22 protein-coding genes are annotated in these 23,665 nt (G+C 63.6%); 12 read left to right on the top strand and 10 right to left on the bottom strand.

Going from position 1 to position 23,665, the window contains the following annotated elements:
• Positions 1–76: 76 nt before the first annotated feature.
• Genes DIC75_RS04685 through DIC75_RS04730 form a run of 10 tightly spaced genes read right to left on the bottom strand, consistent with a single transcriptional unit; the run spans position 77 to position 9,759 of the window.
• On the bottom strand, positions 77–883 hold the full coding sequence (locus DIC75_RS04685) for a formylmethanofuran dehydrogenase subunit C (RefSeq protein ID WP_250986834.1): 807 nt from the start codon (positions 881–883) through the stop codon (positions 77–79).
• A gap of 10 nt (positions 884–893) precedes the next feature.
• Positions 894–2,603, bottom strand: a complete 1,710-nt coding sequence (locus tag DIC75_RS04690) for a formylmethanofuran dehydrogenase subunit A (RefSeq protein ID WP_250986835.1) — start codon at positions 2,601–2,603, stop codon at positions 894–896.
• Positions 2,604–2,605: 2 nt separating this feature from the next.
• Positions 2,606–3,919, bottom strand: a complete 1,314-nt coding sequence (locus DIC75_RS04695; protein WP_250986836.1) for a formylmethanofuran dehydrogenase subunit B — start codon at positions 3,917–3,919, stop codon at positions 2,606–2,608.
• Positions 3,916–4,317, bottom strand: coding sequence for a molybdopterin dinucleotide binding domain-containing protein (locus DIC75_RS04700; RefSeq protein WP_250986837.1), 402 nt, complete (start codon positions 4,315–4,317; stop codon positions 3,916–3,918). Before DIC75_RS04700 ends, DIC75_RS04695 begins: the two co-directional genes overlap by 4 nt.
• Positions 4,318–4,343: 26 nt before the next feature.
• On the bottom strand, positions 4,344–4,769 hold the full coding sequence (locus DIC75_RS04705) for a hydrogenase iron-sulfur subunit (RefSeq protein WP_250986838.1): 426 nt from the start codon (positions 4,767–4,769) through the stop codon (positions 4,344–4,346).
• Complete coding sequence (locus DIC75_RS04710) at positions 4,770–6,791, bottom strand: CoB--CoM heterodisulfide reductase iron-sulfur subunit A family protein (protein WP_250986839.1); 2,022 nt, start codon at positions 6,789–6,791, stop codon at positions 4,770–4,772. It abuts the gene before it with no gap.
• 11 nt (positions 6,792–6,802) lie between these two features.
• Positions 6,803–7,705, bottom strand: a complete 903-nt coding sequence (hdrB, locus tag DIC75_RS04715; protein ID WP_250986840.1) for a CoB--CoM heterodisulfide reductase subunit B — start codon at positions 7,703–7,705, stop codon at positions 6,803–6,805.
• Positions 7,706–7,709: 4 nt separating this feature from the next.
• Complete coding sequence (hdrC, locus tag DIC75_RS04720; protein ID WP_250986841.1) at positions 7,710–8,291, bottom strand: CoB--CoM heterodisulfide reductase subunit C; 582 nt, start codon at positions 8,289–8,291, stop codon at positions 7,710–7,712.
• Positions 8,292–8,301: 10 nt separating this feature from the next.
• Positions 8,302–9,471, bottom strand: coding sequence for a 4Fe-4S binding protein (locus DIC75_RS04725; protein ID WP_250986842.1), 1,170 nt, complete (start codon positions 9,469–9,471; stop codon positions 8,302–8,304).
• A gap of 15 nt (positions 9,472–9,486) precedes the next feature.
• Entirely contained in the window at positions 9,487–9,759 is a 273-nt protein-coding gene (locus DIC75_RS04730; RefSeq protein ID WP_250986843.1) for a 4Fe-4S binding protein, read from the bottom strand.
• Positions 9,760–10,528: 769 nt separating this feature from the next.
• Here DIC75_RS04730 and fhcD point away from each other — a divergent pair.
• The 12 genes from fhcD to DIC75_RS04790 all read left to right on the top strand — a co-directional run bounded on the left by fhcD (position 10,529) and on the right by DIC75_RS04790 (position 23,654).
• A complete protein-coding gene (fhcD, locus tag DIC75_RS04735) occupies positions 10,529–11,437 on the top strand; it encodes a formylmethanofuran--tetrahydromethanopterin N-formyltransferase (protein ID WP_250986844.1) in 909 nt (302 codons plus the stop codon).
• A gap of 231 nt (positions 11,438–11,668) precedes the next feature.
• Positions 11,669–12,625, top strand: coding sequence for a tRNA(Ile)(2)-agmatinylcytidine synthase (locus DIC75_RS04740; protein ID WP_250986845.1), 957 nt, complete (start codon positions 11,669–11,671; stop codon positions 12,623–12,625).
• On the top strand, positions 12,609–13,502 hold the full coding sequence (gene mmp11 / locus DIC75_RS04745) for a methanogenesis marker protein 11 (protein ID WP_250986846.1): 894 nt from the start codon (positions 12,609–12,611) through the stop codon (positions 13,500–13,502). Before DIC75_RS04740 ends, mmp11 begins: the two co-directional genes overlap by 17 nt.
• Positions 13,484–14,452 carry a radical SAM protein gene (locus DIC75_RS04750; protein WP_250986847.1) on the top strand — a complete coding sequence of 323 codons (969 nt, stop codon included), beginning with the start codon at positions 13,484–13,486 and terminating at the stop codon, positions 14,450–14,452. The genes mmp11 and DIC75_RS04750 overlap by 19 nt, the downstream gene beginning before the upstream one ends.
• The gene (locus tag DIC75_RS04755) at positions 14,449–15,705 is read left to right on the top strand and encodes a thiamine pyrophosphate-dependent enzyme (RefSeq protein ID WP_250986848.1); all 1,257 of its coding nucleotides are present in this window, start codon (positions 14,449–14,451) and stop codon (positions 15,703–15,705) included. Before DIC75_RS04750 ends, DIC75_RS04755 begins: the two co-directional genes overlap by 4 nt.
• The gene (locus DIC75_RS04760; RefSeq protein WP_250986849.1) at positions 15,677–16,807 is read left to right on the top strand and encodes a homocitrate synthase family protein; all 1,131 of its coding nucleotides are present in this window, start codon (positions 15,677–15,679) and stop codon (positions 16,805–16,807) included. Before DIC75_RS04755 ends, DIC75_RS04760 begins: the two co-directional genes overlap by 29 nt.
• Positions 16,804–18,015 (top strand): 3-isopropylmalate dehydratase large subunit, encoded by a 1,212-nt coding sequence (locus DIC75_RS04765; RefSeq protein WP_250986850.1) that lies wholly within the window; start codon positions 16,804–16,806, stop codon positions 18,013–18,015. Before DIC75_RS04760 ends, DIC75_RS04765 begins: the two co-directional genes overlap by 4 nt.
• Complete coding sequence (locus DIC75_RS04770) at positions 18,015–18,485, top strand: LeuD/DmdB family oxidoreductase small subunit (RefSeq protein WP_250986966.1); 471 nt, start codon at positions 18,015–18,017, stop codon at positions 18,483–18,485. The genes DIC75_RS04765 and DIC75_RS04770 overlap by 1 nt, the downstream gene beginning before the upstream one ends.
• A complete protein-coding gene (locus DIC75_RS04775) occupies positions 18,482–19,303 on the top strand; it encodes a DUF7714 family protein (RefSeq protein WP_250986851.1) in 822 nt (273 codons plus the stop codon). Before DIC75_RS04770 ends, DIC75_RS04775 begins: the two co-directional genes overlap by 4 nt.
• On the top strand, positions 19,281–20,249 hold the full coding sequence (locus DIC75_RS04780; RefSeq protein WP_250986852.1) for an isocitrate/isopropylmalate dehydrogenase family protein: 969 nt from the start codon (positions 19,281–19,283) through the stop codon (positions 20,247–20,249). The genes DIC75_RS04775 and DIC75_RS04780 overlap by 23 nt, the downstream gene beginning before the upstream one ends.
• A 25-nt stretch (positions 20,250–20,274) precedes the next feature.
• The gene (locus DIC75_RS04785; protein ID WP_250986853.1) at positions 20,275–21,123 is read left to right on the top strand and encodes a deoxyribonuclease IV; all 849 of its coding nucleotides are present in this window, start codon (positions 20,275–20,277) and stop codon (positions 21,121–21,123) included.
• 314 nt (positions 21,124–21,437) lie between these two features.
• Entirely contained in the window at positions 21,438–23,654 is a 2,217-nt protein-coding gene (locus tag DIC75_RS04790; protein WP_250986854.1) for a PKD domain-containing protein, read from the top strand.
• Positions 23,655–23,665 lie beyond the last annotated feature (11 nt).

Here is a 23,665-nt window from a genome sequence, read left to right on the forward strand (position 1 = left end):
TACTCTTTTTGTGGCGGGCACGTCCGATATCCGACGATCGACACCACTCTCCATGCGCGGCAAAAAAAAGAGGGGTTCAGGCCGCGATCCGCTGGTAGAGTTTAGCGTAGATCGGCTGACCTTTCCGTTTTCGGTGGCGCTCTCCGAGGTCGCCCTCGTAGAGAGCAAACCGTCCTTTGATGCCGTCCGAATCGATATCGACATCCTCGCGGTATGCAAAGCCGGGCATCATGACATCGATGTTGCCAAAGACGTAGATCTCGCCTTCAACCATCTGTCCCCCAAGACGCCTCTTTGCATTGCCCTTGATGACGATCTTCCCGCCTTCGGCGTGGGTGGCGACGTGGACATCGACATCGCCGCCGACGACGATCTCGCCGCCGGTCATGAAGGTGCCGAGATCGCTGCCGGCATTGCCCGTGACGGTGATCTTGCCGCCGGCCATGCCGCGCCAGTCTCCACGGTATGCAGCGCCGAGATAGTTCCCGGCGTTGCCGTTGATGACCATCTCGCCGCCCTTCATGCCGGTGCCGGCAAAGCTGTCAACGTTCCCGTTCACCGTGATCTTGCCGCCCTGCATCCAGGCTCCGACGTACATATCGGCGTTGCCGTTCACCACGACCTCGCCGCCGGTCATCTTCATGCCGATGTACTTGACCCGGGAGAGGTCGCCGTTGACGACGATCTTCGTCTCTTCGGCGGTCGCTCCCGCTTTGCCGGAGACCTCGAAGAAGTCCCCGAGCCGGTACTGCTCCCGGCCCACGTACACATGGAGGTCGGCGATCTCTTCCGCCTTCTTCCCGGCGAACGCATCGGGGGTGATGTTGTCAGCCTCGAGATACAACCCGGGCTGGTCCTTTATGGTGAGTGTAACGGTTTCCATCCTTCTCACCTCACTGTGTGGCATCAACCTCGATCACGTACGGGTTGGGCACATAGTGGTGGCCGGCAACCTCGTAGTTGTTTAAGGTGACGGTGTAGTAGCGGAGGAACTTCTCCTTGACGTCACGCATCACCTGCGGGTTCTCGTTGACCTTGGCGTTCACCCAGAGCGTCCGCTTGTTGCCGTTGCTCGCGATCTCGTGGTCGACGATGACCTGGACACCGGTCTTGAAGAGGTGCTCTGCGCTCGAGAACGCCTTCTCGATGTCGTCGGGCGCGTAGGGCTCGTTCGGGTTGAAGTCAAAGACCGCAACATCCGCTTCGAGGCCGGGTGCAAGCCCGCCGTACATGTGCGCGAGGCCGAGCGATTTCGCCGGTCCGGCACGGGTCATCTGCGCGATCTCGTAGAGGCCGAGTTCGCGGTCGATGCCGGCGAGGTTGGTCGCCTCGATGACCTTGTCCTTGTGCTTGAAGGCGTCGAACTGCTGGTTCCGAGCGTCCTGGCTCATGAGCCACTTCATGATCCGCGGGTAGCGGATGAACGGCCCGGCGTTCGGGTGGTCGGTGGTCATGAAGATCCGCATCGGGTCTTTTGCGAGCAGCGCGAGTTCGAGGCCGATGCACCACTGGATGGCGCAGACCTTGATGCCGGGACTGTAGACGTACGGTACGACCCCGGACCCGGTCTCGAGTTCCACGTCGACGTTCGCCCACTTCAGGTGGTTCAGTTCGGTGAGGTGGTGCTCGAACGGCCCGTCGGCGGTCATGGTCGTGGTCTCATCGAGCGTCACCTGACCCATGTCGATGGTGATGTTGTCGTGAGAGTTCACGTAGTCCATGATCTCCTTCGCCCGCGAATCCACGTTCGCCCAGGAGTCGCCACCGTAGGAGTGGAACTGGACGTGGGTGTGGTGCATCACCTGATCGCGGCCGAACTTGCTGTTGGGCTTGATGCCCTCCGAGAGCCTGAACGAGTCGAGTGTCGTCGTGTAGTTGCCGGGGTTCCCGAGGTTGTTCGCGTGCATGTGCATCGAGTGCGGGAGACCGAGGTACTCGTTCGCCTCGATGAGGCCCTTGATGATCTGGGCCGGGGTGATGTCGAAGTAGGGGACCGGGTCGTGAACGTTCTCACAGTTCAGGCCCCAGCCCCAGGCTTCGGTGCCGCCGGGATTGACAACCTTGACCGCGTAGCCCTTCGTCGCCCTAAGAAGCCAGGCGATGTAGGCGGCGGTGTTCTCGATCTCGTGGTTCTTGAGGTACTCGAGCACGAACCAGTTGTTACCGAAGACCGGGTAGGCCCCCTGGTCGAGGATCGGCGTGTCCCGCATCTCCTCGTGGGTGTGCCGGGCGTAGAGCGGCGGCATGGCCGCTTCCATCACGGTCGTGTAGCCCATGCGGGCGTAGTTGTAACCTGTCCTGATCGTCGTCGGTACCGAAAACCCGCCCTGCATCCGCTCGATGCCGCTTTTAGGCTTGTAGCCGAAGAGTTTGTCTTCGGGGCGGAAGTTCCTGCCTACGTTCACCTTCGGGCCGGCAACATGGGCGTGGATGTCGACACCGCCGGCCATGACGGTCTTACCTGCGGCGTCGATGACCTTCGGGCTTTTGACCGCGGTGGTCTCGACGATCTTGCCGTCCTTGATGGCGATATCGGCCTTATCTCCCCTGATCCCGAGAACCGGGTCGAAGACGAAACCGTTCTTGATGAGATACTCTGCCACGCTTATACCCCCTTGATCTCCTTGACGCGTGCGAGGACGCGCTGCAGGAACTCTTCGTCGGTCATCATGCCCTCCGGGGGCTCGACGACCTTTCTGGTCTCAATCGGCACGTTGTCCATCCGGTATGCACATCCGCCCACCTCGACGCCCACGAAGGCGACCGGGACGTGGACCTTGCAGACCTCGGTGGTCGGGGTCTCGTGCGGGTCGATCGCGACCGACGGGCGGTCGTAGATCTTCTTCACCGAGCTGAACGGGAAGTGCGCACCGGGATCGCTTCCGAGGACGAAGACGGCGTCCACCTCGTCCCTGCGGAGCAGGTCGTTGGAGGTCGTCTCGCCGGGGTTGTAGCGGGCGAATCCGCGGGAGAGGTCCACCGCGAAGGGGAACCCGAACTGCCAGCCCCAGACCTGACCGGAGCCGGTGACGTTGTAGTGCCCGCGCATCGGCATGATGGCGGCTTTCGTGTACTCGTTCAAGTCACGGGTGACCGCGATGGCCTCGTCGATGTTGTGGTTCTTCCCGATCGACTGGGTCACGCCCATGCCGAAGAAGATGATCGCGAAACGGCCGCTCTTGAGCGTCTCGGCGACCTCGTAGATCTTCTCTTTCGGGATCCCTCCGACGAAGTCGGGGAGTTTTTCGCCCTTGAACGCCACGCGGAGCGCGTCGAGGAGCTCGTAGTCGTGTCCCTGCTCAATCTGCAGGTGGATATCTGCGAGGCTCGCGGTATCGGTGGGACGCGGGTCGACGACGATCACCTTGCGGCCCTTATGACCCTTGCCGGTGAAGAAGCCACGGGGGAAGATCGAGTAGCGGGACATGTGCCGCGGGTGGGCGTGTGCCGGGTTGCATCCCCAGAAGAGAATCCGGTCGGCACGGTTCTTGACCTCGCCGAGCGTACAGCTCGGTATACCGATGTCCTGAACCGCGATAAGGGATGTTCCATGGCAGACGGTCGCCGTGTTGTCCATGACCGCTCCCACGGCCTCGCCGATCTCGGACCCGATGGACTGGGCCTCACAGTTTGTGGAGCTCCAGCCGTACATCAGGGGCTTCTTTGCATCGGCGAGCATCCGGGCGGTATACTCGACTGCTTCATCATAGGAGATCTCTTTCCAGGTACCGTCTTCCTGCCGCATGCGGGGGCGGGTGATACGGTCTTTTGCCTGGGAGTGGAGGAACTTCTCGGCGCCGATGGCGCACGCGTTGTAGACCTCGTGGAGCTCCTTGCCGTCATCACTGACGACGACCTCAAGGTCGTCGCAGAGCGTTCCGCAGAACGGACAGATAACGTCGGTTACAGTCTTGGTCATGCTAGTTCACCCCTGCACCCCTTGCGCACCAGTTCAAGCGAGCTGAGGACGGGTTCGTTCTTGGCGACCTCCACCTCGACAGGTACGCCCTTAAAGGTTGGCATACCGGTAGAGTAGGTGTTCGGGTTGATCACCATGTTTGCCCAGGGCCCCATCGGTATATATGCTACACCGGGGTGAGGGCCCTGGGTTGCCTCGACCGCCTTGACGACGACACTGCCATGGTTGCTGGTGACGCGTACGTTCGTGTTGCGATAAGCTCCCAGCTCTTTAAAGTCCGCCGGGTCCATCTCAATAATCCCGCAGGCGGTGGTGTAGGCGGGTTTTTCCTTCCCCGCCTCCATTGCCACCCCCTGCTGGATGGTGCGACCCGAGATCAAATTCACTCTGATTGCCATTGTTATTCATCCCCTGTCTATGGTATTTATCTGGCAAACTCTTTGAGCGGGCTTGGACCGAGCTCGTTGATGGTCTTGACGACGTCCTCCATGACCATGCCCCACTTTGCACCCTCAGATGCGGAGACGAAGGTCATCCTGAGACGCTTGTCGTCAAGGCCGATGTTCTTGAGGACACTCTTCAAGAGGAACATCCTCTTCGCGGCCTTAAAGTTGCCCTCAAGGTAGTGGCAGTCGCCGAAGTGACAGCCCGAGACCAGCACGCCGTCCGCCCCGTCCTGGAATGCCTTCAGGATGAAGAGAGGATCGATCCGACCCGTGCACATCACGCGGATGGCACGGATGTCGGGCGGGTACTGAATACGGGCGCCGCCGGCGAGGTCTGCACCTGCGTAGGAACACCAGTTGCAGATGATGGCGATGATCTTGGGTTTCCAGTTCTCGTCTGCCATTTACTGTTCACCTCCGAGGAGGAATGCATCGATCTGCGCAACAATCTGCGGGGTCGCAAAGTGCTGCATCCAGATTGCGCCGCCGGGGCAGAACCCGCCGCAGGTTCCGCAGCCCTTGCACTTGGCTTCGGTGACCTGCATGACCGTGCGACCGTCCTTCTCGATGAGCGCGAGGGCGCTGTAGGGGCACTGGTTGACACACAGTCCGCATCCGGCGCACTTCTCCTCCATGCACTGGGCGAAGTAGGGCTCGAGCTCCACCTCTCCCCTGTGGATCGGGATGGATGCCGCGGATGCCGCACCCTCTGCCTGGGCGACCGTGTCCGGAATATCCTTCGGTCCCTGGCAGACACCGGCGAGGTAGACACCGGCAGTGGTGGTGCCGCACGGGTTCAGCTTCGGGTGGGCTTCGAGGAGCCAGCCGTCCTGCGAGCAGGAGACACCGAAGAGCCTCCGGGTCTTCTCGGTTTCGGCGGAGGGCTGGATGGCGGCTGCGAGCACGACAAGGTCGACTTCCATGTCGATGGGCCGGCCGAGGAGCGTGTCCTCCGCATTGACGTGAAGGTTCTTGGTCACCGGATCTTCGGTGATGTTTGCCACACGGCCGCGGATGAACTTTGCACCCTCGTCCTGGATGCGGTAGTAGAACTCCTCGTACATCTTCCCGAAGGACCGGATGTCCATGTAGAAGATGTAGGGTACCACGCCGGGGATCTTCTCGATGATCTGGTGGGCGTGCTTGAGCGAGTACATGCAGCAGAACCGCGAGCAGTAGGGCTTGCCGACCCCGGTGTTGTCACGGGAGCCCGCACAGAGGACGAACGCGACCTTCTTCGGGGTTTCGCCGTCGCTCGGGCGGACAAGGTGACCTCCGGTCGGACCGGATGCGCAGATCAGGCGCTCGAACTCAAGCGACGTGATGACGTTGTCGTAGTTCTTGTAACCCCACTCGAATTTCTTCTCGATGGGGAAGATGTCGTATCCCAGGGCGAGGACGACGGTTCCGACCTTGACGGTCATGAGTTCGTCCTTCATCTCGAGGTCGACCGCCTTCTTCTCACCGCATGCCTCGACACAGAGGCCGCACTTGACGCAGGCGTCGAAGTCGACGGTGTAGATCAGCGGGGAGACCTGCGGGTGGTAGATGTAGATCGCCTTTCTCGGCGCCATGCCGAGCTCGAACGGGTTCGGCTTGATGACCGGGCAGACTTCGACACAGTCGCCGCAGCCGGTACAGCCGCCGCCGACGATGCCGCGGGCCTCGGCCTCTGCCGGGGTGATGACACCGCGTGCCTTCTTCCGGAGGGTCACATCGAAGTTGCCGATGTATCCCTCGACCTGTTCGACCTCGGTGTAGGTGAGGAGTTCGATGCCTTCGTTGCGGTAGACGTCCACCATCTTCGGGGTCAGGATACACTGCGAGCAGTCCAGCGTCGGGAACGTCTTGTCGAGCTGGGACATCCTGCCGCCGATCGTGGGGCTCTTCTCAACGAGGTAGGTCTTGATGCCTGCGTTCGCAAGGTCGAGTGCCGCCTGCATGCCGCCGACGCCACCGCCGACGACCATCGCCGCCTTCTCTACGGGGACGCTCTTCGGGACGAGGTCCTCAAGCAGGGAGGCCTTTGCTACGGCGATCCTGACTGCGTCCTTTGCCTTGGATGTGGCTTCTTCGGGCTGGTGCATGTGCACCCACGAGTTCTGCTCGCGGATGTTTGCCATCTCGAACCGGAAGGGGTTTAAGCCACCCGCCTTGGTCGCGTTACGGAACGTGGGCTCGTGCAGACGGGGAGAACAGGCCGCCACGACTACTCCGGTCAGTTTCTGCTCCGCAATGGCCTCCGCGATCTTGTTCTGGCCGGGGGTCGAGCACATATACTGGTAGTCATCGGCGACGATGACGTTCGGGAGCGTCCTGGCGTACTCCATTACCGCCTTGACGTCGATGGAGCCCGCAATATTGGTACCACAGTGGCACACAAAAACGCCAATTCTTGGCTCTTCGTTCTTTTTGACTTCTGCCATGTATTTGCACCTCACAGGATCTTCTTCAGGAACGGCTCAACATCGATGGCATGGAGGTCGAGTGCAAGCTCGTCCGGGCTCATGCCCTGTGCCAGTCCCAGGAGTTCGTTGTAGTGCAGGACGGGGATGCCGTATTCAGCACCGAATTTTTCCTTGATCTCGATCTGGCCGCGGTCGAACTGGAGCTGGCAGAACGGACAGACTTCGGTGACTGCATCGATGCCTGCTTCCGTCATGTTGATCAGCTTCTCATTCGTGATGTCGAGCGCATGTGCGATATCGAATCCACGGACACCGCCGCCGGCACCGCAGCACTGCATCTTGTTGCGGTACTGGATCGGTTCGGCGCCGAGAGCGGCGACGAGTTCTTCCATCCACATCGGATTCTCGGTGTCCCCGAAGTGCCGCTCTTTGCTCGGCTTCATCAGGTGGCAGCCGTAGTGAACGGCGATCTTCGCACCGGAGAGGGGGCGCTTGACGCTGTCGGCGAGTTTCTTGACGCCCACGATCTTGGGATCGTAGTAGAGCTCGGCGAGGTGCCAGACGTCGACGGTCCCCTTGAACTCCATATCGATCTCTTTGAGCACCTCGTTGACTCCGTCGCGGAGTTCATCGTTGTGCTTCAGCTTGTGGTTGACTTCCCAGATGGACTTGTAGCACCCGTTGCAGATCAGGGCGATGTCCATGCCCATCTGCTCGGCGAGCACGACGTTCCGGGCCGCCATCGCGTACCAGACATTTAAGTCGATCGAACCGAACGCACCCGGTGCCGGGCAGCAGCTTGCGCCCTTCAGGGGCAGGAGGTCGATGCCGACGTTCTTGCTGGTCTGGATGGCCGCCGCCTCGATTCCCGGATACCGGTTCGGGGCGATGCACCCGAGGAAGAATGCATACTGATGGTTGTTTCCGCTCATGGTTTCACTCTCCCTCCGCGAGAATTCTGTCCGCGTTCTCTTTCAGCCTGTAGTGGTCGAGGATCTTCCTGATGCCGGGCAGGTACTCGGGGTACTTGTGCGTCGTCTCAGGCTCCTCCTCGAGGCCGAGTTTCTTCCGGGCTGCGCGGTTCGCGTCGTTGTTCGGGACACCGTGGCCCGACTTGTAGATCAGCTGGACGGTCTGGAGGAAGTTGCGTGGAATGATGTCCCGCTTGAACGCCAGGTTCCGCATCGCCATGATCGCGTCGGTCGGTGCGAGGTTCCGGGGGCACCGGTCGGTGCAACTGTAACAGGTGGTGCAGAGCCAGAGGTCCGGATCGGTGAGGACCTCCTCCTCGAGGCCGAGGACTGCCTTGCGCATGAACAGCCGGATACGGTACGAACTCCGCGGTGCCGAGGGGCACGATCCGGTGCAGGTGCCGCACTGGTAGCACATGTGGGCGGCCGTCTGCCCGATCTTCTCCACATCTTTGATAAACTCAGGGTTGCTGTCAGGAATGTAGTACTTCCTGTCCCGGAGTTTCTCCGCGAGTTTCTGGTCCTTATAGTCTTTCTTTACTGCCATTGGCTATCCCTCACGCCTCTTCTGCTTCTCCCAGAACTTTAACCTCGACCTCTCCGGGGGCGGTCTCTTTGACCTTCGACGTCCTCGGGGCGAGCAGCTTCTCCTTGATCTGCTTGAAGAGTTCCGTCTCCTTGTCCTTCATCCGGATACCCGTCCGCCGCAGGATGATCGCATCCTCGCTCGGGCAGGCGTTGACACAGGCACCACAGAGGATACAGAAGTCCTTGTTGATGGCGATGTTGGCCTCAACCTCTCCCTTCATCTCCTTTGCCGGGACGGGGGAGGGCAGGTAGAGCGCGTTGCAGGGGCAGACCTCGACACAGGTCGAGCAGCCTCCGGGGCACTTCTCGGGGTTGATCTCGATATCTCCCTCGAAGATCTTCTCGACGGTGATTGCCTCCTGGGGGCAGGTCTCGACGCACCAGGTACAGGTGCAGCAGTTGTCCTGCTCGATATCGACCTTGCCGGGCAGCTTGTCGCTGATGACCTCACGCTCGAGCGTGATGCACTCCTGGGGGCAGGCCTCGACGCAGATAGTGCACCCGTCGCAGGTGGCCTCTTCCCACTTGACTTCCCCTTCGATCTTACCGGTCTCGGGGTTCGGGGCGTTGCGAACGACGGTGATGCTCGGGCAGAGCTCGCCGCAGATGCCACAGACGTCGCACTTCTCGGTGTCGACGGTAAACGTGGTCTTGGTCTGCAGTGCAGCCTGACGCGGCTTGCCGGCTTCGTCGCCGCCCTCGAATGCGGGGACATCGCGGTTGATGGCGTCCCTCGGGCAGGCCTCTTCACAGATGGTGCACCGGTCGCATTTCTCCTCGTCGATCACGGTGACCATGTCGTACGTGGGGAATCCTTCCTTCTCAAGAATCGGGAGCCTCTCCTCCCCGTCGATCTTGAGCGTCATCGCATTGAAGGGGCACATGATGACGCATACGCCACAGTACGAACACTTCTCGGGGTTGACGTCGACAGGTTCTGCGTAGTCGATTGCCCCACGGCGTGTCGCACCGACTGGTCCGAGCACGATTGCCTCTTCAGGGCAGGCGTCGACACAGATGCCGCAGCCCGTGCAGGTCTCTGCGTTCAGGATCAGGTTGTTGACTGCCTTCAGGAGCCTCTGCTCCATGATGACGTTCTGTCCTTCCCGCGTTTTGGAATACTTTGGAAACAGTGCCATATTCTAGTATCACTCCTAGGCTTCCACTTTTCGGGCCTTGGCCCGGCTCTCCCACGGTCCTCCAAGCGCGATAACTCCATAGGGGCATGCCTGGACGCATACGCCGCAACCGGCGCAGAGCTCGGAGTTGAAATCAAGGATGACGGCTTTGCCGTCTTTGACCTTGTAGATCTTCTCTTTCGTCACCGGATCTTCGGTGTAGAGCTCGAGAGCGTCGACCGGACATGCCACCACGCAGTTATTGCAGCCTGTACATCGTTCCATATTGATGTGCAATGCAAATGCCATGGTATCACGCACCAGATCTGATCGATTAAAAATCGATATAAAAAGAATTGTCAAAGAATATACATAAACTTTCTGAAATCCGGCAGTCTTATATTCCAGAACTATGATTATCTGTCAAATTTTATAAATTAAAACAGTTAGTATGTTAACCCGATGTCCGAAATCTCGCCGTCAAACGCACATCCGGTGCGAAGGCAAATAGAAAACGTTAAATCATAGATCGGGGTTTCTGATGAAAATCGGTGGCCAATCCGGCCCGGGAGCGTTGAGATCGGGCCGGATCACCTCGCGAGCCGGGTAGAAACTCTCCCCCCCTGCCGGCAGGGGTCTGTCACCGCTTGCGCGGTTTGAGCAGTAACCATTTCTGTATCCATTGACTCTTCTCTCTCCGTGTCGGACGCCTGCGCTCGCCCCCAGAAGCCCCCCGGATCCTGCGCCCGCGATCCCGCTGCCGCATCCTGGATGGCCCCGCAGGGCAGGTCTGCAGACCCGGAGCATGCTTAACCCGGTCACTGCGGCAGGTCTGGAGCACATGACCATTTCAGGCCTGGAAGGTGTAACCGGGGAGATCACGGGGTGCTCCGGGATCCTGTCCCCGTTCTTTTCACGTTTACTCCGGCGCGATGGCGAATATCGATGAGTGGACGGTGCCGCAGGGTGCCGCGCGGTTCGGACCCCATGACTGTGGCGCACAGGCCGCTGCCGGGAAAAAAAGAAACCTTATTCTGTCCACATCGTAACATTGTAGCAAACGAGGTGTATTCTGTCCATGGAACTGAATGGCGTTACTATCGATGATACCTATGCAGAGGCGTTCCCGACCTGGGTGGCACGGCCCATTATCACCGCCGTCACCGAGGAGTGGGCATACAAGGCAGCAGTGGAGGCCGTCGGCTTTGCCACCTCCACCATCGGGTGTCCGGCCGAGGCGGGTATCGACTGCTTCGTCTCCGCCGACGAGACCCCCGACGGACGGCCCGGCTACGCGATCATGATCTGTGCGAGCAAGAAGAAGCTCAAGGAGCAGCTTGTTGAGCGCCTTGCCGAGTGCATCCTCACCGCCCCGACGACGGCGGTCTTCGACGGCCTTGCCGACGTCGTCGCCGAGGTCCCGGAGAAGCTCCCGGTCAAGCTCCACTTCTTCGGCGACGGGTTCGAGGAGAAGCGCGAGGTCGGCGGCAGGACGGTATGGGCCATCCCGATCATGGAGGGCGAGTATATCGGTGAGGAGGAGTTCGGCACCGTCAAGGGCGTTGCGGGCGGCAATTTCTTCATCATGGGCGAGAACCAGATGGCCGCCCTGACCGCCGCCCAGGCGGCGGTCGACGCCATCAGCGGCGTCTGCGGTGTCATCACGTCCTTCCCCGGCGGCGTCGTTGCGAGCGGCTCGAAGGTCGGGAGCAAGAAGTACAAGTTCATGGGCGCAAGCACGAACGAGGCCTACTGCCCGACCCTCCGCGACAGGGTCGAGGGCAGCAAGGTCCCCGAGGGCGTCAAGGCGGTCTACGAGATCGTCATCGACGGCGTCGACGAGGACTCTATCAAGACCGCGATGGCCGAGGGCATCCGGGCGGCAACCAAGGTGCCGGGCGTGAAGTTCATCAGCGCCGGGAACTTCGGCGGCAGCCTCGGACCGTTCAAGTTCGACCTGAAGGACGTCCTCGCGGACTATCTCTAATCTCTTTTTTTTGTGGCGGTTCTTGAGGGCTGCTGTCTGTTTGGTTGGCCCTGTTGTTGGGGGTGTGGCTACAGGATGCCGATCAAGTTCCCTGCCCATGCACGTATATGAGCCTCCCTCACCCGCCATCGCCCCGCCGGTGCCCCGGTGCCCGCGCCCCTTTTATGATGATCGATCCTCTTAAATATCGTTATCAACGATAATTTTGTTAACGATAATTCCGGTGACATCATGATTACGCTCACGCCCGATGAAGTCCGGGCCCGGTTCGGGCCGTTGTTCTCGATGAAGTACCTCGCCATGGTCGACCAGAACGCCGGTCTCGCGGAGATCCGCGAGCATTGCCGGGCCCGGGGAACCATCGAGTGGGATGCGGCGAATCGAGTGCGGGCGAAGGGTGCGGTCATGTCCTGCCATGTCGAGGGCACGACGATGACGATGCTCGCCCGGCTGGGCGTATCCCCGGCGAAGTTCGGGGCCGCCGGCCGGGAGATCGGCGGGCAGGCGCTTGAAGGGGTCGAGGTTGTCGGTGACGAAGTGGTGACGACCTGGTCGGGGATCGCCGGAGCGGGCGTCGGCGTCGCTGCCTGCCTGCCGCAGGCGCCGGGCGTGACCCGGGCCGAATACCCATCGGAGGACGATCTCAGGATCGGCGGCGCCCGCGTATGCCGGGTGCGAATCGCATCACCGCTCTACGAGAAGGTGACGATCGGGATCGACGACACCGACACTCGCGAGGAAGGCGCCACGTGGGTGCTCGCGCTCAAATGCGCCGAGGCCTGCACGATCCCCGGGGTGGAGTACCTGGACATGCGTCTCGTTCAGCTGAACCCTGCGGTGCCGAAGAAGACCACCAACTGTGTCGGGTCGGCCCTGAACTTCGCCGTCCGCCCGGGAAAGGTGGATGAGCTCCTCGAGTACGTCCGCGACTTCGTCGAGTCGGGGGCGGTCAGCAACGACACCGGCATCGCTGTCTACCGGGGGATTGCGTTTGCGGAGGAGTCTCCCTACTTAAAACGGGTCAAGACCGAGATCCTGACGGTCGATGACGCGGAGGCGGAGGCGGCACGGATGGGTGTCCGGTTCATCGACTCGACTGGACGGAAAGGACGGATAGGAGCACTGGGCGCCGTTCTCTGGGGGAACAAGGGCGTTGAAGCGGCAGGTCTCTATGGAGAAACTTTCTGATCCTTATACGATACGGTATCCGCAGATCGTGGCGGTGGCCGACGAGAGCGCCGGCCACGTGGAACTCATCGAGTTCTTCGACTGCATAGGCGGGGCGATGTGGGTGAAGCGCCACTATGCCCAGAGCCCGCTCGTCCGCTCCGTCCGCACCGTGGGGACGACCAACCGCTACCTCCTCCGCACCGGCAGCGCCGACCTCGCGCTCGAGGGCTCGGTCTTCCCGGCAGGGATCGCCGGTGTCGCCGTCGAAGGGGACGAGATCGCCGTCACCTACCGGGGCCTCGGCGGCGGCGGCGTGGGGGCGTCCGTCTGCCGCGCCTCGGCTCCGGGCATCGTCCGCTACGAGAGCGACCCTGCCGGGGGCGGGCGTCTTTCGGGCTCGACGATCTGGCTCCCCCGGCGCGAGCGGGTGATCATCGGTGTCGACGACACCGATACCCCGGAGGAGGGCGCCACCTGGACGCTGACCCACAACATCGCACGGGCCGTCGAGGACGACCGCTCCCGCTACCTCTCCCATACCATCGTGCAGCTCTTTCCTGTCCCCTACCGGACCAAAAACTGCGTCGCCATCGCCTGCGAGTTCGCCACCTCCGACCCCGGAGGGCTGGTCCGGCGCTACCGCGACTACCTGGAAAAGTACACGCTCTCGGACGAGACCGGGATGGCGGTCTGGCGCGGCTTCGATCCCGCCCCGCTCGAGGAGTTTGGGCGGCGCGTAAAGCGGGGCGAGGTCTCGCCCGACGACCTTGCCGCCCTCGACGACGAACGCCTCTCCATCGTCATGAAAGGCCGGGGCGCGATCGGGGCGGTGGCGGCGATCCCGTTCTCCACGCGATACGAGGAGGCGCTGGCGTTATGGAATGGAGTCGGCTGAAGGCCCGGCTGCTTGAGGCAGGTTCGGTTCGCCTCTCCGGCGAACCTGCAGACGCCTACGTGTCCCGTTCCGCCGCCGGCCCCTCGGCGGGGAGTTCCGGTTCGCTCTTCTTCTCCTCCGGCGCCCGGCGGTTCCGGGCCGGTATCGACGGGGCAAGCCCCATCGAGGTCGTTCACCGGGGAGGAGGCGGGGCGGACCTCGTCATCGACGGCAACGTGGTCTCCGGCCGTCTCGAACCCGCCGCCCTCCACTGCCCCCGCCAGGCCTACATCACCGTCAGCGGGACGTGCATCTTCCACTGCCGCTACTGCCCGGTGCCGGGTCTCCAGGGGCGGCGAAAGGAGGTTTTCGAGATTGTGGAGCTGGTCGAAAGCGTGGCCGACCGGGTCGACGCCATCGCAATCACGAGCGGTGTCGCTTCCTCGATCGAAGAGGAAGAGGAATACGTCCTCGACGTCGTGGCGGCGCTCCGCTCATTCGGTCTACCCATCGGGGTCTCGATCTACCCGGGGCCACTGACCCCGGCGCGGCTCCATGCCCTCGGCGTCGTCGAGGTGAAGTTCAACATCGAGGCGGCGACCCCGGAGATCTTTGCAGAGATGTGCCCCGGTCTCTCGTGGGATGCGGTCTGGGAGGCGTTGCGGTCCTCCGTCGTGCTCTTCGGGCGGGACAGGGTCTACTCGAACGTCATCGTCGGCCTCGGGGAGACCGACGCAGACCTGGAGCGGGTCATGGGCGATCTCGCGGCGATCGGGGTCATCCCCGTCCTCCGTCCGCTCACCCCGGCGGCATCTCTTGCCGCCCGGCCCCGTCCGTCCGCCGACCGGCTGCTCCGGCTCTGCGAGGCGCACGAGAAGATCCTCCGGCAGGCCGGGCTCGATCCGCGCCGGGCGCTGACGATGTGTTCGGCGTGCACCGGGTGCGACCTGGTGCCGGGGAGGGATACATGAAGGGCACCGAAGCGCTCGCCCGGGCCATCCTCCGGTCGGCAGACCGTTGCTACGCCGTCCCCGGCTACCCGGTCTCGGGGATCGCCGCCTCGGCCGGGGCCGTGATCCCCGTAAACGAGAAGGTGGCGCTCGAGTATGCCCTCGGCGACTCGCTCTCCGGGCGGAGGGCCGCCGTGGTGGTCAAGCACGTCGGCCTCAACGCCTGTGCGGACCCGCTCGTGCACGCCACTGCCCAGGGCCTCCGGGCCGGCGTCGTGGTGGTCGTCGGGGACGACGTGCGCCCGATCGCATCGGATGTCGTGCAGGACTCCCGCTACTACGGGGAGGTGGCCCGGGTGCCGGTTCTCGAGCCCGACGGTGAGACGATCGGTCAGGCCGTCGAGGCGGCGTTCGAGGCTTCGGAGACCTTCTCGCGGGTGGCAATCGTCAGGGTGACGCCCGAGATCCTCGACGCGGACGTGCCGGACCTCCCCGCCCCCCGGAGCGACCTGGAGGGGAGCCTCGCAGACCCCGGGCTCACGATGGCCGGGCGGGCGCTGGCGAGCGACCGACGGACGGCCGCGATGTTCGCCTGGTCGCGGTCATCGCCGCTGAACCGCTTTGCCGGCGGCGAACACCGCGCAGTCACCGTCTATCCGCCCCCGGCGGACCCGGACGTGCTTGCCCTGACCCGCGAGGTCGGCCGCCCCTTCCTCCGGGAGCACCGGCTGCTCGCCCCTCCCGACCCCGCCGGGGAGCCGGAGCGGTTCTCTGCTCGCGGCTACTGCCGGACGTTCTGCCGGGACTGCCCGTTCCATCCGGCCTTTTCCATCCTCTCGGAGCGCAGGATGCGGGCCGTCTGCGACGCTGGGTGCGCGATCCTCGCGATGAACCCCCCCTACCGGGTCGGCATCGCCACCTACGGCCTCGGATCGTCGATTGCCGTGGCGGCGACCGGCCCCGGCGTCGCGCTCACCGGCGACTACGCGCTCCTGCACTCAGGGCTAAACGCCCTCATCGACGTCTACGAGCGTCGACTCCCGCTTCTCTGTATCGTCCTCGCGAACACGCGGATGGGGATGACCGGCGGTCACCCCGTCCCCGATATCCTTCGCTACATCTCCTGGGCGAACCCGGTCGTCTGCGCCGCAGACGGCACCGCGGCGCTTCGCCGGGCCCTCGTTCATCCCGAGGGGGGGCCCCGGACGGTGGTGATCGAAGGCACCTGCCCTGAAGGTGGCATCCATGAAACCGTGGCATATCGAGATCTGTGATGTAACGCTGCGAGACGGGGAACAGACTCCCGGCGTCTCGTTTACCCGTGATGAGAAGATGACGATCGCCCAATCACTCGACGAGATCGGCGTGGAGGTGATCGAGGCCGGGTTTCCCGTGGTATCCGCCGCGGAGAAGGATTGCGTCACGGCCATTGCCCGAAGCGGTCTCTCTGCCCGGGTCTGCTGCCTTGCACGGGCACTGCAGCCCGACGTCGAGGCAGCCCTCGACTGCGACGTGGACATGGTCAGCATCTTCATTGCGACCTCTGACCTCCACATCCGGCACAAGTACCGCAAGTCCCGCGGCGAGGTGCTCGAGGATGCCCTCGATATGGTGGAGTTCGCCACCGACCACGGTCTGCAGGTGCGGTTCGCTGCCGAGGACGCCTCGCGAACCGACCCGGCGTTCCTCCTGGAGATGTATACCCGGGGCGTCGAGTGCGGTGCCAATCTCGTCAGTTTCGCGGATACGGTCGGCTGCCTCACGCCGCTCGAGATCCACGCGGTCGTCTCCGGGCTCCTCGAGGCGGCCCCCCTTCCGCTCTGTATGCACTGCCACAACGACCTCGGGTTTGCAGCCGCAAACACCATAACGGCCGCGGCTGCCGGGGCGTTCCAGCTTCACACCACCGTCAACGGCATCGGCGAGCGTGCCGGGAACGCGGCGCTCGAGCAGGTGCTCGTCGCCCTGCGGATGAAGGGCGGCGTCGATCGCTACGACCTCTCCCGCCTGCAGGAGATCTCGCGGCTGGTCGCCCGGTGCTCGGGCGTGGCCCCGGAGCGTACCCGGCCGGTCGTCGGGGAGAACGCCTTTGCCCACGAGAGCGGGATTCACATCGCCGCCATCCTTGGAGACCCCTCGACCTACGAATACATCCCCCCGGAGCTGGTGGGCGGCGAGCGGCGTTTCGTCCTCGGGAAGCATACGGGGAAGCGGGCGCTCGAGCATGTCGCAAAGGCCTACGGGTTCGACCTCTCTGATGAGGAGGCGCGGTGGGTGCTCGAACAGGTCAAACAGAAGAGCGAAGGAAAGTGCAGCGTCACCCCGGAGATGCTCTGCGGGATCATCCGGCGGGCAAAGGGGGGGAGCCACCAGTGAGCACGCTCTCCGAGCAGATCCTCGGCGCACCGGCGGGTGCATACGTGGACCGCGAGGTCGATATCGCCTTTGCCCACGACGGGACCGGTGTCCTTGCCCGGGAAGCGCTCCGGGAGATGGGGGTGGAACGGCTCCCCCATCCGGAGCGCCTGCGCCTGATCTTCGACCATATCGTCCCGGCAAACACCGGAACGACGGCGACGCTCCAGGCGGAGCTCCGCGGGTATGCCCGGTCCTCGGGGATAGAACTCTCGGATGCCGGAGGGGGGATCTGTCACCAGGTGATGAGCGAAGGGGTCGTCCGGCCCGGCATGGTCGTCGTGGGCGCTGACTCCCATACCTGCACCCTCGGCGCCTTCGGTGCGTTTGCCACCGGGGTGGGGGCGACCGATATGGCGGCGATCTGGGCGTCGGGGTCCACGTGGTTCCGGGTCCCGGAGACGATCGCGGTCAACCTCACCGGCAGGCTCTCCGGCGCCGCGGAACCTAAGGACGTTGCCCTCGCCTGCGTCGCGAAACTCGGGATGGAAGGAGCGACCTACCGGGCGCTGGAGTTCGTGGGCGACGGGGCGGCAGGAATCTCCATGGACGGGCGGCTGACCCTCTGCAACATGGCGGTCGAGACCGGGGCGAAAGCAGGTATGTTCCACGCCGATGCGGCCACCGTCCGCTACCTCGCGGAGCACGGCGTTACGGCGTCACCCCGGGCACCGAAGGACTGCTGTTACGAACGGACCGCCGATATCGATCTTGTCGACATCGTGCCTCTCGTCGCGGTCCCGCACCGGGTGGATACCGTCCGGGAGGCGGAGGAGGTCGCGGGCACGCACCTCGACCAGGTCTTCGTCGGGACCTGCACGAACGGCCGCTACGAAGATCTTGCCCGGTTCGCCCGCATCGTCCGGGGGAAGAAGGTGGCCGTCCGCACCCTGGTCGTCCCCGCCTCGCGGGCGGTACTTGCGCGGGCGATCGCCACCGGGGTCCTTGCCGACATCGTGGATGCGGGGTGCATGGTGGCGCCGCCCGGGTGCGGGCCGTGCCTCGGGGCGCACGCCGGCGTGCTCGGGGAGGGCGAGGTCTGCCTCTCCACCGCCAACCGGAACTTCAAAAACCGGATGGGCGTTGGCGGCGAGATCTACCTCTCGTCGGTTGCCACTGCCGCCGCGAGCGCCATAGCCGGCGTAATCGCCGTGCCGGAGGTGGTATGATGCAGGGAGCCGGACCGGCGGTCTGCCTCGGGAACGACATCGACACCGACGTTATCATCGCCGGGCGCTACCTCCGGACGAAAGACCGCTCGGTCTGGGCGGAGCACGCCTTCGAGGACCTTGACCCAACGCTCGCCGGCCGTCTTTCCGGCGCAATCATCGTCGCCGGGAGGAACATGGGGTGCGGGTCGTCCCGGGAGCAGGCGGTGGTCGCCCTCCGGGAGGCCGGGGTGGTCGGGGTCGTCGCCCCGTCATTCGCCCGCATCTTCTTTAGAAACGCCGTCAACGTCGGCCTCCCGGTGATCGAGGCCCCGGTCTCGTGCACCGACGGCGCTCGCGTCGCATTCGACCTCGATGCCGGGTGGGTGGAGGTGGACGGGGAGCGCTATCCCGCCCGCCCGCTCTCGGAGAAGATGGTCGCCATCCTCCGGGCCGGAGGGCTGGTTCCTTACTGGAGGTCGTGCCGATGATCTTTCCCCCACACTGCAAATATGTTGGATCGGCGACCAGCACCCCGTACGGGGACCGGGCCTACTTCCTCTCGCGCTACCTGGTTCGCGAGACCGCCGGCGGCACGGAGGTGATCGAGGTGGAGACCGACCCGGACGGGATCGGATTGATGCGCAAGGTCCTCTCGGCCCGGGTGCTCGCCAGCGGCGATGATGTCTACCGCTACCCCGATCGCGTGAACGTCCAGGATCGAACATTCTTAGTAGGGGCGGCGATGCGATCCGGGTACCGCTGCACCATATTCACCGGACACGGCGAGCAGACCACGTTCGTGCTCGATCCGGACCTCTCGGGTTTCCTCCGCATCCATGTCTACGACATCACTCCGCCCCGCCCCCACCTCTCAGCCACGCTTCTTGACCTTGAGAAGACCGGGCTCTTTGGAGACCTTGAGGTCATCTTCGAGCACCATGTCAGGGATATCCGGGAGATCGAAGCCGACGTCTACCCCTGCCATGCGGCCGGTTTCCCCCGCACCCTTGATGCGGACCCGCTCCGGCCGGGCGACCGGGTCGCGGGATGCCAGACGGCAAGGGACCTGGTGCGGGAGTGTTACGGCGAAGAGATTATAGTGGAGAGCACCTGCCCGCTCGACGCGGTGGAAAGCGAGCCCTTCATCGCCCGGTGCTGCCGGAGCGAGCGGGGGGGCCTCGGGCGTTGGAACGACCGGTTCGGCGTGGTGGTCCACTGGGGCGCGTCGTCCCGGGACATTGCAGAGGCGGTCTGGCGCGTCACGGCCGCATGGAGGGGGCCGGATGGCGAAGGTAGCGGTCGTTGAAGGCGACGGCATCGGGCACGAGGTTGTCCCGGTCGCCCGCGAGATCCTCGCAGCCGTACGCCCGGACTTCGAGTTCTTCGACGTCGAGGTGGGATATGGGCTCTGGGAACGGACCGGGAGCGCCTGCGGAGAGGAGACGATCGCCGACCTCCAGTCAGCGGATGCCATCCTCTTTGGGGCCGTTACGACGCCGCCGGACCCCGGCTACCGGAGCGTCCTCCTCCAGATCCGGCATGCTCTCGACCTCTACGCGAACGTCCGCCCGATACAGGGCGAAGGTGTCGATATCGTCATCGTGCGGGAGAACACCGAGGGGCTCTACTCCGGCATCGAGTGGACGGAGCCGGACCGGGCCTGCACCGTCCGGGTCGTCTCCCGGCGGGGGAGCGAACGTATCGCCCGCTACGCCTGCACCCTCGCCGGATCCCGCCGTCACCTCACCATCGGCAACAAGGCGAATGTGTTAAAGTCCGACTGCCTCTTCGTCGAGGTCTGCACGGCGGAGGCTGCCCGGATGGGAGTTCCCTGCAGGGCCCGCTACATCGATGCGCTCTGCCTCGACCTCCTGATGCACCCGGACCTCTACGACGTTGTCGTGACCACCAATATGTTCGGGGACATTCTCTCCGATGCCGCCGCCTACCTGGTGGGGGGGCTCGGGCTGCTCCCGAGTGCCAACATCGGAAAGCGTGCTGCTCTCTTTGAGCCCGTGCATGGGAGCGCCCCCGACATCGCGGGCCAAAATATTGCAAACCCCGTCGCAGCCATCAGGAGCGCCGCGATGCTGCTCTCGCACCTCGGCGATCCTGCATCCGCAGCGGCCGTGGAGGAGGCCGTTCACCGGGTGCTTCGCGCGGGCATCCGGACCCGCGACCTCGGCGGCGTCGCCGGGACCCGGGAGTTCGGGGCGGCGGTGCTTCGCGAGGTCGGCCAGAGGAAGGCCTAAACGCTTCAGGGTCGAGAGTTACGCTATGGTGCTGGTGGGATGCCACGTCTCCATCGCCGGCTCGATCGACCTTGCGGTCGGCAGGGCCCTTGATGCGGGGTGCGACACGTTTCAGATCTTCTCCCGGAACCCCCGGGGCTGGAGGGCAAAGGACCTCGACCCCGGAATAGCCGATGCCTTCAGGGCGGCGGTGAGTGCATCGGGGCTCGGCCCGGTCGTCGACCACATGCCTTACCTCCCGAACCCGGCCTCGCCGGATGCCGAGATCGCTGAAAAATCGGTCGCGGCACTCACCGGGGAACTCCGGCGATGCGGCCTTCTCGGGATACCCTATCTTGTGACCCATCTCGGGCACCACCGCGGCGCCGGCGTTGAAGCAGGGCAGGAGCGGGTTATCGCCGCCATCAACCGGGCTCTTGCCGATGCCGGGGAGAGCGATGTGATGCTGCTCCTCGAAAATACCGCCGGGGAGAAGAACAGCGTGGGGACGACTGTTGCAGACCTCCGCCGCATTCTCGATGGGGTTGATGCGGAAGGAAGGGTCGGGATCTGTTTTGATACCTGCCATGCGTTCGCCGCCGGCTACGACCTCCGGACCGCAGAGGGGGTCGATGCGGCCCTCGGGGAACTCGACGACCGGATCGGACTTTCCCGTCTCCGCGTCGTCCACCTCAACGACTGCAAGGGCGCTCTCGGGAGCGGGCTTGACCGGCACGAGCATATCGGGCTCGGGTTCATCGGGGAGGAGGGGTTCCGGCATATTCTCCGCCACCCGGTCGTCCGGAGCCTCCCCCTGATCTGCGAGACGCCGGTGGACGAGCGGCGGGACGATACCGGAAATATCGCGAAGGTCCGTGAACTTGCGGGAACGTGAGCGCCCGGGGGCGTCACCTCCGGCAGGGCCGTGCTGCCGGTTATGCTGCGACACCGCCTGATTGGGTTAATATCTTACAATTTTTATAATAGTTGGAAACACTCTCTCAGGTAACCTCCCTTCATGGCAAGATATTTATATTAATACTTCTATCCTGCAACTCACGAACCCTTTATCCTGTGGAATCCCGGTGATTCCCCGGCATTCTGCAGGATTTCCGTTTGCACGCCGCCGGGGAAGGAGTGCTTCTCCAGAGGGCCTGCAGATACCATCGCATGGGACGAAGGGGGCGTTCTCATCGTGGTGATCAGAGAATGGCTGAACATAAAGCGTTGATGCTGGTCTGTACCGTCATCATCATCGGACTGCTGACGCCGCCGGTCCTGGCGGTTCAGAAGGCTCCGGGGGATACGGTACTCTTTTGTACCGCCGGCGGGTCGCAGGAGCACCCCGACATCGACGGGTACATGGTCGTCTGGGAGGACGGCCGGGACGGGAATAAGGACATTTATTCGGCGAGCAGTCCCGGATCTGGTGAACGGATAACAGGCGATCCCGCCTCGCAGACGAGGCCGTCCGTCTCGGGGGACTACATTGTCTGGGAGGATAACCGGAACATGAGCCCGGACATCTACCTCTCCGGGCGCTCGACCGACACGATGGCAATCGCCGACGACCCGGCGGACCAGTGGATGCCCGTCGTTCATGGGGGGTATGTCGTCTGGTACGATACCCGGGAAGGGAGTGCGGATATCTGCCTCTATAACATCGAGACCGGGAATGAAACACTCCTCTCCTGCTCGCCGGTAACACAGTGGAAGCCTGCGCTCTCGGACGACTACGTCGTCTGGGAGGAGAGCACCGGGGGTGGAGATATCTGGGCATATGAGATCGCAACCGGTAACAAGCGGGAGATCACCCAAAATGGTGCACGACAGACATACCCGGCGATATCGGGGAGCCGGATCGTCTGGGAGGACTACCGGAACGGATATCCTCAAAACCCTGACATCTATATGATCGATCTTGATGATCCGTCCGCCGGGGAACTGCGGATCACCTATGACAGTTCCGAGCAGGTCTCCCCGGCGATCGATGGGGATCTTATCGCCTGGGAGGACAAGCGGGACGAGGCGTGGAACATCTATATCTGCGACCTCTCCCTGGGGATCGAGGTGCAGATGCCCGTCAGTCCTTCCGGCCAGGAGCAACTCTATCCTGCCGTCAGCGGCAACCGGGTTGTGTGGCAGAGCGGTCGCGGAGGGAGCGCAGACATCTACGCCTTCACCTACACCGGCATCGCTCCGCCGGATACAGCGTTCTCGGCGAACGTAACCGATGGGCCTGCACCGCTCACCGTCGGGTTCACCGACCTGTCGACCGGCGACCCGGGATCGTGGGAGTGGGATTTCGGTGACGGGGGCACTTCCTCCGAACAAAACCCGGTGTACACCTACGAGAGCCCCGGCGTCTACGACATCACCCTGACTGCAGGGAACGTCGCCGGAAGCAGCGCTGCAACGGAGACCGGGTACATATCCGTCCAGCCCGTTTCCCCGACCCCGACTCCGACGGTGAACGTCACCCCGACGCCGACGGTGAACGTCACTCCAACGCCGACAGTCAACGTCACCCCGACCCCGACGGTGAACGTGACCCCGACTCCGACGGTGAACGTGACCCCGACTCCGACGGTGAACGTGACCCCGACTCCGACGGTGAACGTGACCCCGACTCCGACGGTGAACGTCACTCCAACGCCGACAGTCAACGTCACTCCAACGCCGACACAGAAGCCGACGAGCGGTGGTGGCGGCGGAGGGGGAGGTGGAGGCGGCGGCGGTGGCGGCGGCTTTGCCTGGGTTGGCCCGACCCCGACAACCTCCGCGACCCCGACGCCGACCGCCACACCTGAAATGGTTGAGCCCGGCCGGCTGCACCTCGGAGAGACCGGCCTCGTTGAAGAGTCCGTCAGGATCAGTTCGTCCGACGGCATTGCGAGCCTCGCCATTGCGAAGGGAGTCCGGGCGGTCGATGCCGCCGGTGAGCCGCTTCGCGCGGTGACCCTTGCGTCCCTTGATGCGGCCGACGTACCCCCGGTGCCCGGCGTGGGCGCGTACGCGTTTACCGGGTATGCATGGATCGCCGGGCCGGAAGGGGCCGCCTTCTCACCGCCGTTGACCCTCTCGTTCAACTTCACGGAGGAGCAGTGGGACGCCGTCTACAACGATAGCGGGCAGAACAGGCTCGTGGTGCAATGGTACGACCGGTCTGCAGACGCCTGGGAAGAGGTCCCCACCGCCGTTCACCCGGAGTCCCGGAGCGTCACAGCCGAAGTCTTGCACTTCAGCCCGTATGCGCTCTTTTTCGAAGTGCCCGACGACGGCGCGGCGCGGGTGGTCGCGGGCGGCACCGACTCCCAGCCTGAGACCGGGCCGGATCCCTGGTATGCGCACCTCATCCCCGGCCTGCTTGCCCTCATCGTCGTGGGTGCGGGGGCGCTTCTCTACTTCCGGAAGGAAAACCCCTGAAACATCATTTT

The organism is Methanoculleus oceani (genome assembly GCF_023702065.1).
GTDB classification, from domain to species: Archaea; Halobacteriota; Methanomicrobia; order Methanomicrobiales; family Methanoculleaceae; genus Methanoculleus; species Methanoculleus oceani.

What these genes read in the sequence shown, in the direction of transcription:
- DIC75_RS04725 (WP_250986842.1), bottom strand. Translation starts at nt 9,471, where the DNA reads ATGGCACTGTTTCCAAAGTATTCCAAAACGCGGGAAGGACAGAACGTC.
- DIC75_RS04755 (WP_250986848.1), top strand. Translation starts at nt 14,449, where the DNA reads ATGAAGGGCACCGAAGCGCTCGCCCGGGCCATCCTCCGGTCGGCAGAC.
- hdrB (WP_250986840.1), bottom strand. Translation starts at nt 7,705, where the DNA reads ATGAGCGGAAACAACCATCAGTATGCATTCTTCCTCGGGTGCATCGCC.
- mmp11 (WP_250986846.1), top strand. Translation starts at nt 12,609, where the DNA reads ATGGAGAAACTTTCTGATCCTTATACGATACGGTATCCGCAGATCGTG.
- DIC75_RS04740 (WP_250986845.1), top strand. Translation starts at nt 11,669, where the DNA reads ATGATTACGCTCACGCCCGATGAAGTCCGGGCCCGGTTCGGGCCGTTG.
- DIC75_RS04760 (WP_250986849.1), top strand. Translation starts at nt 15,677, where the DNA reads ATGAAACCGTGGCATATCGAGATCTGTGATGTAACGCTGCGAGACGGG.
- DIC75_RS04705 (WP_250986838.1), bottom strand. Translation starts at nt 4,769, where the DNA reads ATGGCAGACGAGAACTGGAAACCCAAGATCATCGCCATCATCTGCAAC.
- DIC75_RS04770 (WP_250986966.1), top strand. Translation starts at nt 18,015, where the DNA reads ATGCAGGGAGCCGGACCGGCGGTCTGCCTCGGGAACGACATCGACACC.
- DIC75_RS04700 (WP_250986837.1), bottom strand. Translation starts at nt 4,317, where the DNA reads ATGGCAATCAGAGTGAATTTGATCTCGGGTCGCACCATCCAGCAGGGG.
- hdrC (WP_250986841.1), bottom strand. Translation starts at nt 8,291, where the DNA reads ATGGCAGTAAAGAAAGACTATAAGGACCAGAAACTCGCGGAGAAACTC.
- DIC75_RS04790 (WP_250986854.1), top strand. Translation starts at nt 21,438, where the DNA reads ATGGCTGAACATAAAGCGTTGATGCTGGTCTGTACCGTCATCATCATC.
- DIC75_RS04780 (WP_250986852.1), top strand. Translation starts at nt 19,281, where the DNA reads ATGGCGAAGGTAGCGGTCGTTGAAGGCGACGGCATCGGGCACGAGGTT.
- fhcD (WP_250986844.1), top strand. Translation starts at nt 10,529, where the DNA reads ATGGAACTGAATGGCGTTACTATCGATGATACCTATGCAGAGGCGTTC.
- DIC75_RS04685 (WP_250986834.1), bottom strand. Translation starts at nt 883, where the DNA reads ATGGAAACCGTTACACTCACCATAAAGGACCAGCCCGGGTTGTATCTC.
- DIC75_RS04710 (WP_250986839.1), bottom strand. Translation starts at nt 6,791, where the DNA reads ATGGCAGAAGTCAAAAAGAACGAAGAGCCAAGAATTGGCGTTTTTGTG.
- DIC75_RS04695 (WP_250986836.1), bottom strand. Translation starts at nt 3,919, where the DNA reads ATGACCAAGACTGTAACCGACGTTATCTGTCCGTTCTGCGGAACGCTC.
- DIC75_RS04775 (WP_250986851.1), top strand. Translation starts at nt 18,482, where the DNA reads ATGATCTTTCCCCCACACTGCAAATATGTTGGATCGGCGACCAGCACC.
- DIC75_RS04730 (WP_250986843.1), bottom strand. Translation starts at nt 9,759, where the DNA reads ATGGCATTTGCATTGCACATCAATATGGAACGATGTACAGGCTGCAAT.
- DIC75_RS04785 (WP_250986853.1), top strand. Translation starts at nt 20,275, where the DNA reads ATGGTGCTGGTGGGATGCCACGTCTCCATCGCCGGCTCGATCGACCTT.
- DIC75_RS04750 (WP_250986847.1), top strand. Translation starts at nt 13,484, where the DNA reads ATGGAATGGAGTCGGCTGAAGGCCCGGCTGCTTGAGGCAGGTTCGGTT.